Genomic DNA, 8,524 nt, shown 5'->3' on the forward strand with positions numbered 1-8,524 from the left:
GATGCGTTAGCAGAGTTTTGCGCCGGCCGCCGCCGCCGCACAAGGAGATAGCATGATCGTTCGTCCTGTACGCAGCAGCGATTTGCCTGCGTTGATCGAATTGGCACGTAGCACCGGTACCACCGGGCTGACCACGCTGCCGGCCAACGAAGAACGCCTGGGGCATCGCGTTGGCTGGGCGGAAAAAAGCTTCCGTGGCGAAGCCGAGCGCGCCGACACCGACTACCTGTTCGTGCTGGAAAACGATGAAGGCCTGGTGGTCGGTATCAGTGCCATCGCCGGTGCCGTCGGCCTGCGCGAGCCTTGGTACAACTACCGCGTCGGCCTCACCGTCAGCGCCTCGCAGGAACTGAAGATCTACCGCGAAATCCCCACCCTGTTCCTGGCCAACGACCTGACCGGCAACTCCGAGCTGTGCTCGCTGTTCCTGCGTAGCGACTACCGCTCCGGCCTCAATGGCCGCCTGCTGTCGCGCGCGCGCATGCTGTTCATCGCCGAGTTCCCTGAGCTGTTCGGCAAGAAGATCATCGCCGAAATGCGCGGCATGTCCGACGAGCAGGGCCGGTCGCCGTTCTGGGAAAGCCTCGGCCGGCACTTCTTCAAGATGGAGTTCAGCCAGGCCGACTACCTCACCGGGGTGGGCAACAAGTCGTTCATCGCCGAGCTGATGCCCAAGTTCCCGCTGTACACCTGCTTCCTGTCCGAGGCGGCGCGCGATGTGATCGGCCGCGTGCACAAGGACACCGAGCCGGCGCTGGCCATGCTCAAGCAGGAAGGCTTCAATTATCAGGGCTACGTCGACATCTTCGACGCCGGCCCGGCCATCGAGTGCGACACCGACAAGATCCGCGCCGTGCGCGAAAGCCAGACGCTGGTGCTGGCGGTGGGCACGCCGGGCGATGACGCCACCCCTTACATCATCCACAACCGCAAGCGCGACGATTGCCGCATAACGGCCGCACCTGCGCGTCTGGCCGCCGGCACCCTGGTGGTCGACCCGTTGACTGCCAAGCGCCTGCGCCTGGGCGCCGGCGACAATGTACGCGCCGTGCCGCTGTCGGCCAGCCGGGAGGCCCAGTAAATGACCACACACTACATTGCAGGCAATTGGCAGGCCGGCCAGGGTGAAACCCTGCAGTCGCTCAACCCGGTGACCCAGGCCGTCGTCTGGGTGGGGCAGGGCGCCGACGCCAGCCAGGTGGACGCTGCCGTGCAGGCTGCCCGCCAAGCCTTCCCGGGGTGGGCGCAGTTGAGCCTGGAAGCGCGTATCGAGGTGCTGGAGAAGTTCGCCGGGCAACTGAAGACCCATGCCGAAGCGCTGGCCCAGTGCATCGGCGAGGAGACCGGCAAGCCCCTGTGGGAATCGGCGACCGAAGTCACCAGCATGATCAACAAGGTGGCGATCTCGGTACAAAGCTACCGTGAGCGCACCGGCGAAAAGAGCGGCCCGCTGGCGGATGCCACCGCCGTGCTGCGGCACAAGCCGCACGGTGTGGTGGCGGTGTTCGGCCCCTACAACTTCCCCGGCCACCTGCCCAACGGGCATATCGTGCCGGCGCTGCTGGCCGGCAACTGCGTGGTATTCAAGCCCAGCGAGCTGACCCCCAAGGTGGCCGAGCTGACCGTCAATTGCTGGATCGCCGCCGGCCTGCCGACAGGGGTGCTGAACCTGGTTCAGGGCGCGCGTGAAACCGGCGTGGCGCTGGCCGCCAACCCAGGTATCGATGGCCTGTTCTTCACCGGCTCCAGCCGCACCGGCAACCTGCTGCACCAGCAATTCGCGGGTCGCCCGGACAAGATCCTGGCCCTGGAAATGGGCGGTAACAACCCGCTGGTGGTGGATGAGGTCAAGGACCTCGACGCGGCGGTGTACACCATCATCCAGTCGGCCTTCATTTCTGCCGGCCAGCGCTGCACCTGTGCGCGGCGCCTGCTGGTGCCGCAAGGCGCCTGGGGCGACGCGCTGGTCGCGCGCCTGGTCGAGGTGTGCAAGACCATCACGGTGGGTGCGTTCGACCAGCAGCCAGCGCCGTTCATGGGCTCTGTCATTTCGCTGCAAGCAGCGCGGGCGCTGCTCGCGGCCCAGGCGGAACTGCTCGCCAAAGGCGCCGTGAAGCTGCTGGAAATGACCCAGCCGCAGGCCGATGCCGCGCTTCTGACCCCGGGCATCATCGATGTCACTGCAGTTGCCCAGCGACCGGACGAAGAGTTCTTCGGCCCGTTGTTGCAGGTGATTCGCTACGCCGATTTCGATGCGGCCATCGATGAAGCCAACAATACCCAGTACGGCCTGGCTGCCGGCCTGTTGTCCGACTCCCGTGCCCGCTACCAGTACTTCTGGCTGCGCAGCCGCGCCGGCATCGTCAACTGGAACAAGCAACTGACCGGTGCTGCCAGCAGTGCACCGTTCGGCGGTGTGGGTGCCAGTGGCAACCACCGCGCCAGTGCCTATTACGCGGCCGACTACTGCGCCTACCCCGTGGCTTCGCTGGAAACCGCCAGCCTTGCCCTGCCGGCGACCCTGACGCCGGGCGTCACCCTATAACAACAGGTCACGGAGCCTTGCCGATGAAATCCTATGAAGTGAATTTTGATGGCCTGGTGGGGCCTACCCACAACTACGGCGGCCTGTCCTACGGCAACGTGGCTTCGCAGAGCAACAGCCAGCAAGGGTCCAACCCGCGCGAAGCCGCGCGCCAGGGCCTGGCGAAGATGAAGGCGCTGGCCGACATGGGCTTCAAGCAGGGCGTGCTGGCGCCGCAGGAGCGCCCGGACGTGGCGGCGCTGCGCCGCCTGGGCTTCAGCGGCAGCGATGCCGAAGTGATCCAGCGCGCGGCCAGGGAAGCCATGCCGTTGCTGGTGGCCAGCTGCTCGGCCTCGAGCATGTGGGTGGCCAACGCTGCCACAGTCAGCCCCAGCGCCGACACCGCCGATGGCCGCGTGCATTTCACCGCCGCCAACCTCAACTGCAAGTACCACCGCAGTATCGAGCACCCGACCACCAGCCGTGTGCTGGGGGCCATGTTCAGCGACGACAGGCACTTTGCCCATCACCCGGCACTGCCTGCCGTGGCCCAGTTCGGTGATGAGGGCGCGGCCAACCACACGCGCTTCTGCCGCGCCTATGGCGAAGCCGGGGTGGAGTTTTTCGTTTATGGCCGCAGTGCCTTCGACAGCCGCTACCCGGCGCCGCAGAAGTACCCGGCCCGGCAAACCCTGGAAGCCTCCCAGGCGGTGGCTCGGCTGCATGGCCTGAGCGATGACGGCGTGGTCTACGCTCAACAGAACCCGGCGGTGATCGACCAAGGTGTGTTCCACAACGATGTGATTGCGGTGGGTAACGGCGAGGTGCTGTTCTACCACGAGGACGCGTTCCTCGAGACCGACGCGGTGCTTGGCCAGCTGCGAGCTAAACTGGCCAGCAAGGGTGGCAAGTTCCAGGCCATCTGCGTACCACGGGCGGCGGTGACGGTGGAGGACGCGGTGCGTTCCTACCTGTTCAACAGCCAGCTGCTCAGCCGCGACGACGGCTCCATGCTGCTGGTGGTGCCGGAAGAATGCCGCAACAACGAGCGGGTCTGGGCCTACCTCGGCCAGTTGACCCGCCAGGGCCCGGTGCGGGAGGTCAAGGTGTTCGACCTCAAACAGAGCATGCAGAACGGCGGTGGCCCGGCTTGCCTGCGCTTGCGCGTGGCTTTGAAGGAAACGGAACTGGCAGCGGTCAACCAAGGCGTTATCATGACCGCCCCGCTGTACGACACCCTGCTGCAGTGGGTCGACAAGCACTACCGTGATCGCCTCGGCGAAGCGGACCTGGCCGACCCGCAGTTGCTGGTGGAATGCCGTACGGCACTGGACGAATTGACCCAGATCCTGAAGTTGGGCTCGGTGTATCCGTTCCAACGCCAACCTTGAAGAGAGACTTTGCAATGACCGACGCCCTGCGCCTGATCCTCGAAGATGAAGACGGCACCCAGCTGGAAACTTCCTGCACCCGCTTTGCCGTGGTCTGGCAAGGCAAGGAAGTGTGGATTCAGCAGGATGGCCGTGGCCAGCTGCTGATCGGCGTGGACGTCGAGGAAGACGACACCGAGTACGCCAACCTGCTGCTGCGCCCGATGGCCACCAACCTGGTCAGCCTGCAGCTGGAAATGGAACCGGCCGAGGTCGGCGAAGACGACGATCACGTCCATGGCCCCGACTGCGGCCACCACCACTAAGGAAGCCCCTATGCTCGCCCTTGGCAAATTGCTTGAGCTGACCCTCACCGATCACGAGCCGGCCGAGAAGACCCAAGTGACCACCAGGGGCACGCGTTTGCGCTGGCTGGGGGAGGGCGCGCTGGAAGTGCGCCCGGCCGAAAGCGACGATTGCGGGCTGGACCTGCTGCTGTCCGCCGGCATCCATGGCAACGAAACGGCGCCGATCGAACTGCTCGAGCGGCTGCTGCATGGCGTGGCCAACGGCGACATCCAGCCGAAGGCCCGGGTGCTGTTCCTGTTCGGTAACCCGGCAGCGATCCGCAAGGGCGAGCGCTTCATCGAGCAGGACATCAACCGCCTGTTCAACGGCCGCCACGAGCTGTCCAGCGGTTTCGAGGCATTGCGTGCCGCCGAGCTGGAGCAGTTCGCCCGGGTGTTCTTCAGCAAGCCAGGGCGCAACCGCTTGCATTACGACCTGCATACCGCCATTCGCGGCTCGAAGATCGAGCAGTTCGCCTTGTACCCCTATAAAGAGGGGCGCCAGCATTCCCGCCGCGAGCTGGCCCGTCTGGCAGCCGCGGGCATGGAGGCGGTGCTGCTGCAGAGCAAGTCGTCGATCACCTTCAGCGCCTTCACCTACGAACAGCTGGAGGCCGAAGCCTTCACCCTGGAGCTGGGCAAGGCTCGCCCGTTCGGCCAGAACGAGCTGGTCAACCTCGACAAGCTGGAAGCGCGGCTGATCCGCATCATCGAAAACACCGAGCCAGAGGGCGAAAGCTCGCTGGACGGCCTGCAGCTGTTCAGCGTTTCCCGCGAGATCATCAAGCACAGCGACAGCTTCCACCTGCACTTGCCGGCGGACATCGAGAATTTCTCCGAGCTGAGCAAGGGCTACCTGCTGGCCGAGGACCTGGCCGAGATGCGCTGGGTGGTCGAGGAGGAGGGTGCGCGCATCATCTTCCCCAACCCCAAGGTCAGGAACGGCTTGCGCGCCGGCATTCTGATCGTGCCGGATTCGGGGCAGCGCCTGGGCTGATTGCCCGTTAGCCTGCAATGGCCCCATCGCCGGCAAGCCAGCTCCCACAGGTTTCAGCGCAAGCCCGAGGCATACGCAGCCCCATGTGGGAGCGGGTTCACCCGCGAAGCAGGCGACGCGAGGGATGGCACCGGCTGCGCCGGTGTTCGCGGCCACGGCCGCTCCCACAGGGATCGCGCCAGTTTTTGGAAATTGATCAAGACAGTTGCTCCCACAGGTACTGCGCCGGGAGCCGGCTTGCCGGCGATGGGGCCGGTACAGGTTGAAGTGGATCCTGCTTTCCCATGAAACCTCTTTAATTCACCACCCGTTCCATTTTCCTTCCCTTGGGCGGTAATTGGCTTGCCAGTGGCGAAAGGCAGGATTTAGCATCCGGTCATGTCGTTTTCGTTTGCATAGCCTGAAAAACCGTCCAAACGATGGTTTCTATCGTATAAACACACTGCACCGAGGCTGCAGGACCGATATAATGCGGCCCTTTGCCGTCGTTTCGTCGACGCGTTTGCCCTACAGGGCCGCCGTTTCCGTGGAAGAACCTATGAAAAGCGCAGAAATCCGTGAAGCCTTCCTTCGCTTCTTCGAAGAGCAGGGCCATACCCGAGTCGCCTCCAGTTCGCTGATCCCGAACAACGACCCGACCCTGCTGTTCACCAATGCCGGCATGAACCAGTTCAAGGACTGCTTCCTCGGTGCGGAGAAGCGTGCCTACACCCGCGCCGTCAGCAGCCAGAAGTGCGTGCGCGCCGGTGGCAAGCACAACGACCTGGAAAACGTCGGTTACACCGCGCGTCACCACACGTTCTTCGAGATGCTGGGCAACTTCAGCTTCGGCGACTATTTCAAGCGCGACGCCATTACCTTCGCCTGGACCTTCCTGACCTCGGAAAAGTGGCTGAACCTGCCCAAGGAAAAGCTCTGGGTCACCGTCTACGCCACTGACGACGAAGCCTACGATATCTGGACCAAGGAAGTCGGCGTGCCGGCCGAGCGCATGGTGCGCATCGGCGACAACAAGGGCGCCCCGTACGCCTCCGACAATTTCTGGACCATGGGTGACACCGGCCCGTGCGGCCCATGCACCGAGATCTTCTACGACCACGGCGCGGACATCTGGGGCGGCCCACCCGGCTCGCCGGAAGAAGACGGCGACCGCTACATCGAGATCTGGAACAACGTCTTCATGCAGTTCAACCGCACCGCCGACGGCGTGCTGCACCCGCTGCCAGCGCCGTCGGTCGACACCGGCATGGGCCTGGAGCGCGTCAGCGCCGTGCTGCAGCACGTGCACTCGAACTACGAGATCGACCTGTTCCAGAACCTGCTGGCGGCTGCGGCCAAGGCCATCGGTTGCAGCAACGACGGCCAGGCCTCGCTGAAAGTGGTCGCCGACCACATCCGTTCGTGCGGCTTCCTCATCGCCGACGGCGTGCTGCCTTCCAACGAAGGCCGTGGCTACGTGCTGCGTCGCATCATTCGCCGCGCCTGCCGCCACGGTAACAAGCTGGGCGCCAAGGGCAGCTTCTTCTACCAGATCGTGGCCGCACTGGTCGCCGAGATGGGCGAGGCCTTCCCGGAACTGAACAGCCAGCAGGCGCACATCGAGCGCGTGCTCAAGGCCGAAGAAGAGCAGTTCGCCAAGACCCTGGAGCAGGGCCTGCGCATCCTCGAACAGGACCTGGCCCAGCTGCAGGGCGACGTGGTGCCGGGCGACGTGGTGTTCAAACTGTATGACACCTACGGCTTCCCGATGGACCTGACGGCCGACATCGCCCGTGAGCGCGAACTGACCATCGACGAAGCCGGCTTCGAGCGCGAGATGGACGCCCAGCGCGAGCGCGCCCGTTCCGCCAGCGCCTTCGGCATGGACTACAACAGCCTGGTCAAGGTCGACAGCGCCACCGAATTCCTCGGTTACGATGCCACCGAAGGCCAGGGCAAGATCATCGCCCTGTACAAGGACGGCCAGGCCGTCGACCAGCTGGGTGAAGGCGAGCAGGGCGTGGTCGTGCTCGACCGTACGCCGTTCTACGCCGAATCCGGCGGCCAGGTGGGTGACTCCGGCTACCTGCAGGCTGGCGCGGCGCGCTTCGATGTGCGTGACACCACCAAGACTGGCGGTGCCTTCCTGCACCACGGCGTGGTCGCCAGCGGTGCACTGCTGATCGGTGCGCCGGTCGAGGCCAAGGTCGATGCCGAGGTGCAGCACGCCACCTCGCTGAACCACTCCGCCACCCACCTGTTGCACGAAGCGCTGCGCCAGGTGCTGGGCGAGCATGTGCAGCAGAAGGGCTCGCTGGTCGACAGCCAGCGCCTGCGTTTCGACTTCAGCCACTTCGAGGCGGTGAAGCCGGAGCAGATCAAGCAGCTGGAAGACATCGTCAACCGCGAAGTGCGCCGCAACACTGCGGTCGAAACCGAGCTGACCGACATCGAGACCGCCAAGGCCAAGGGCGCCATGGCATTGTTCGGCGAGAAGTACGGCGACACCGTGCGCGTGCTGAGCATGGGCGGCGATTTCTCGGTAGAGCTGTGCGGCGGTATCCACGCCAAGCGTACCGGTGACATCAGCCTGTTCAAGATCATCAGCGAAGGCGGCGTGGCCTCGGGCGTGCGCCGTATCGAAGCAGTTACCGGCGCCGCGGCGCTGGCCTACCTGAACGCTGCCGAAGAGCAGGTCAAGGAAGCCGCGCAACTGGTCAAGGGTAACCGCGACAACCTGATCGACAAGCTGTCGGCTGTGCTCGAGCGCAACCGCCAGCTGGAGAAGCAGCTGGAACAGCTGCAGGCCAAGGCCGCCAGCGCCGCCGGGGACGATCTCTCCAACGCGGCCGTTGAGGTCAAGGGCGCCAAGGTGCTCGCCGCCCGCCTGGATGGGCAGGATGGCAAGGCCCTGCTGGCGCTGGTCGATCAACTGAAGAACAAGCTCGGCCACGCAGTGATCCTGCTGGGCAGCGAGCATGAGGGCAAGGTCGTGCTGGTGGCCGGCGTGACCAAGGACCTCTCCAGCCAACTCAAGGCTGGCGATCTGATGAAACAAGCCGCAGCAAAAGTGGGTGGCAAGGGCGGTGGCCGTCCGGACATGGCCCAGGGTGGCGGCGTCGATGTCGCGGCACTGGACCAGGCCCTGGCGCTGGCCGTGCCATTCGCAGAGCAGGGACTTTGAGATGGGTCGGCCCGCGGGGTAGTAGCCGGCCCCCCCCCGGTGGGTTTTTTTTTTGGGGCCGGGTTTGGGGGGGGCCCCAATGAAATGGGGGTGGTGGGTAAGAAAATTTTGGGGCCCACGTTG

The 8,524-nt window shown here is 64.8% G+C and carries 6 protein-coding genes; all 6 read left to right on the forward strand.

From position 1 onward, the window contains the following. Positions 1-52: 52 nt before the first annotated feature. The 6 genes from astA to alaS all read left to right on the forward strand — a co-directional run bounded on the left by astA (position 53) and on the right by alaS (position 8,401). Positions 53-1,081: an arginine N-succinyltransferase gene (gene astA / locus C6A77_RS05475; protein WP_114168370.1), complete on the forward strand. Its 1,029-nt coding sequence runs from the start codon at positions 53-55 to the stop codon at positions 1,079-1,081. Next, positions 1,082-2,545: a succinylglutamate-semialdehyde dehydrogenase gene (gene astD, locus C6A77_RS05480; protein ID WP_114168371.1), complete on the forward strand. Its 1,464-nt coding sequence runs from the start codon at positions 1,082-1,084 to the stop codon at positions 2,543-2,545. It begins immediately after the preceding gene. Between the two features lie 23 nt (positions 2,546-2,568). Beyond that, entirely contained in the window at positions 2,569-3,915 is a 1,347-nt protein-coding gene (astB, locus tag C6A77_RS05485; RefSeq protein WP_114168372.1) for an N-succinylarginine dihydrolase, read from the forward strand. A gap of 14 nt (positions 3,916-3,929) precedes the next feature. Continuing rightward, on the forward strand, positions 3,930-4,220 hold the full coding sequence (locus C6A77_RS05490) for a topoisomerase II (RefSeq protein WP_003256592.1): 291 nt from the start codon (positions 3,930-3,932) through the stop codon (positions 4,218-4,220). A gap of 10 nt (positions 4,221-4,230) precedes the next feature. Next, entirely contained in the window at positions 4,231-5,238 is a 1,008-nt protein-coding gene (gene astE / locus C6A77_RS05495) for a succinylglutamate desuccinylase (RefSeq protein WP_114168373.1), read from the forward strand. Between the two features lie 538 nt (positions 5,239-5,776). Beyond that, positions 5,777-8,401, forward strand: a complete 2,625-nt coding sequence (gene alaS, locus C6A77_RS05505; protein ID WP_153064660.1) for an alanine--tRNA ligase — start codon at positions 5,777-5,779, stop codon at positions 8,399-8,401. The last annotated feature ends 123 nt before the right edge of the window (positions 8,402-8,524 follow it).

It is taken from the genome of Pseudomonas sp. AFG_SD02_1510_Pfu_092 (assembly GCF_003331055.1).
Lineage (GTDB): Bacteria > Pseudomonadota > Gammaproteobacteria > Pseudomonadales > Pseudomonadaceae > Aquipseudomonas.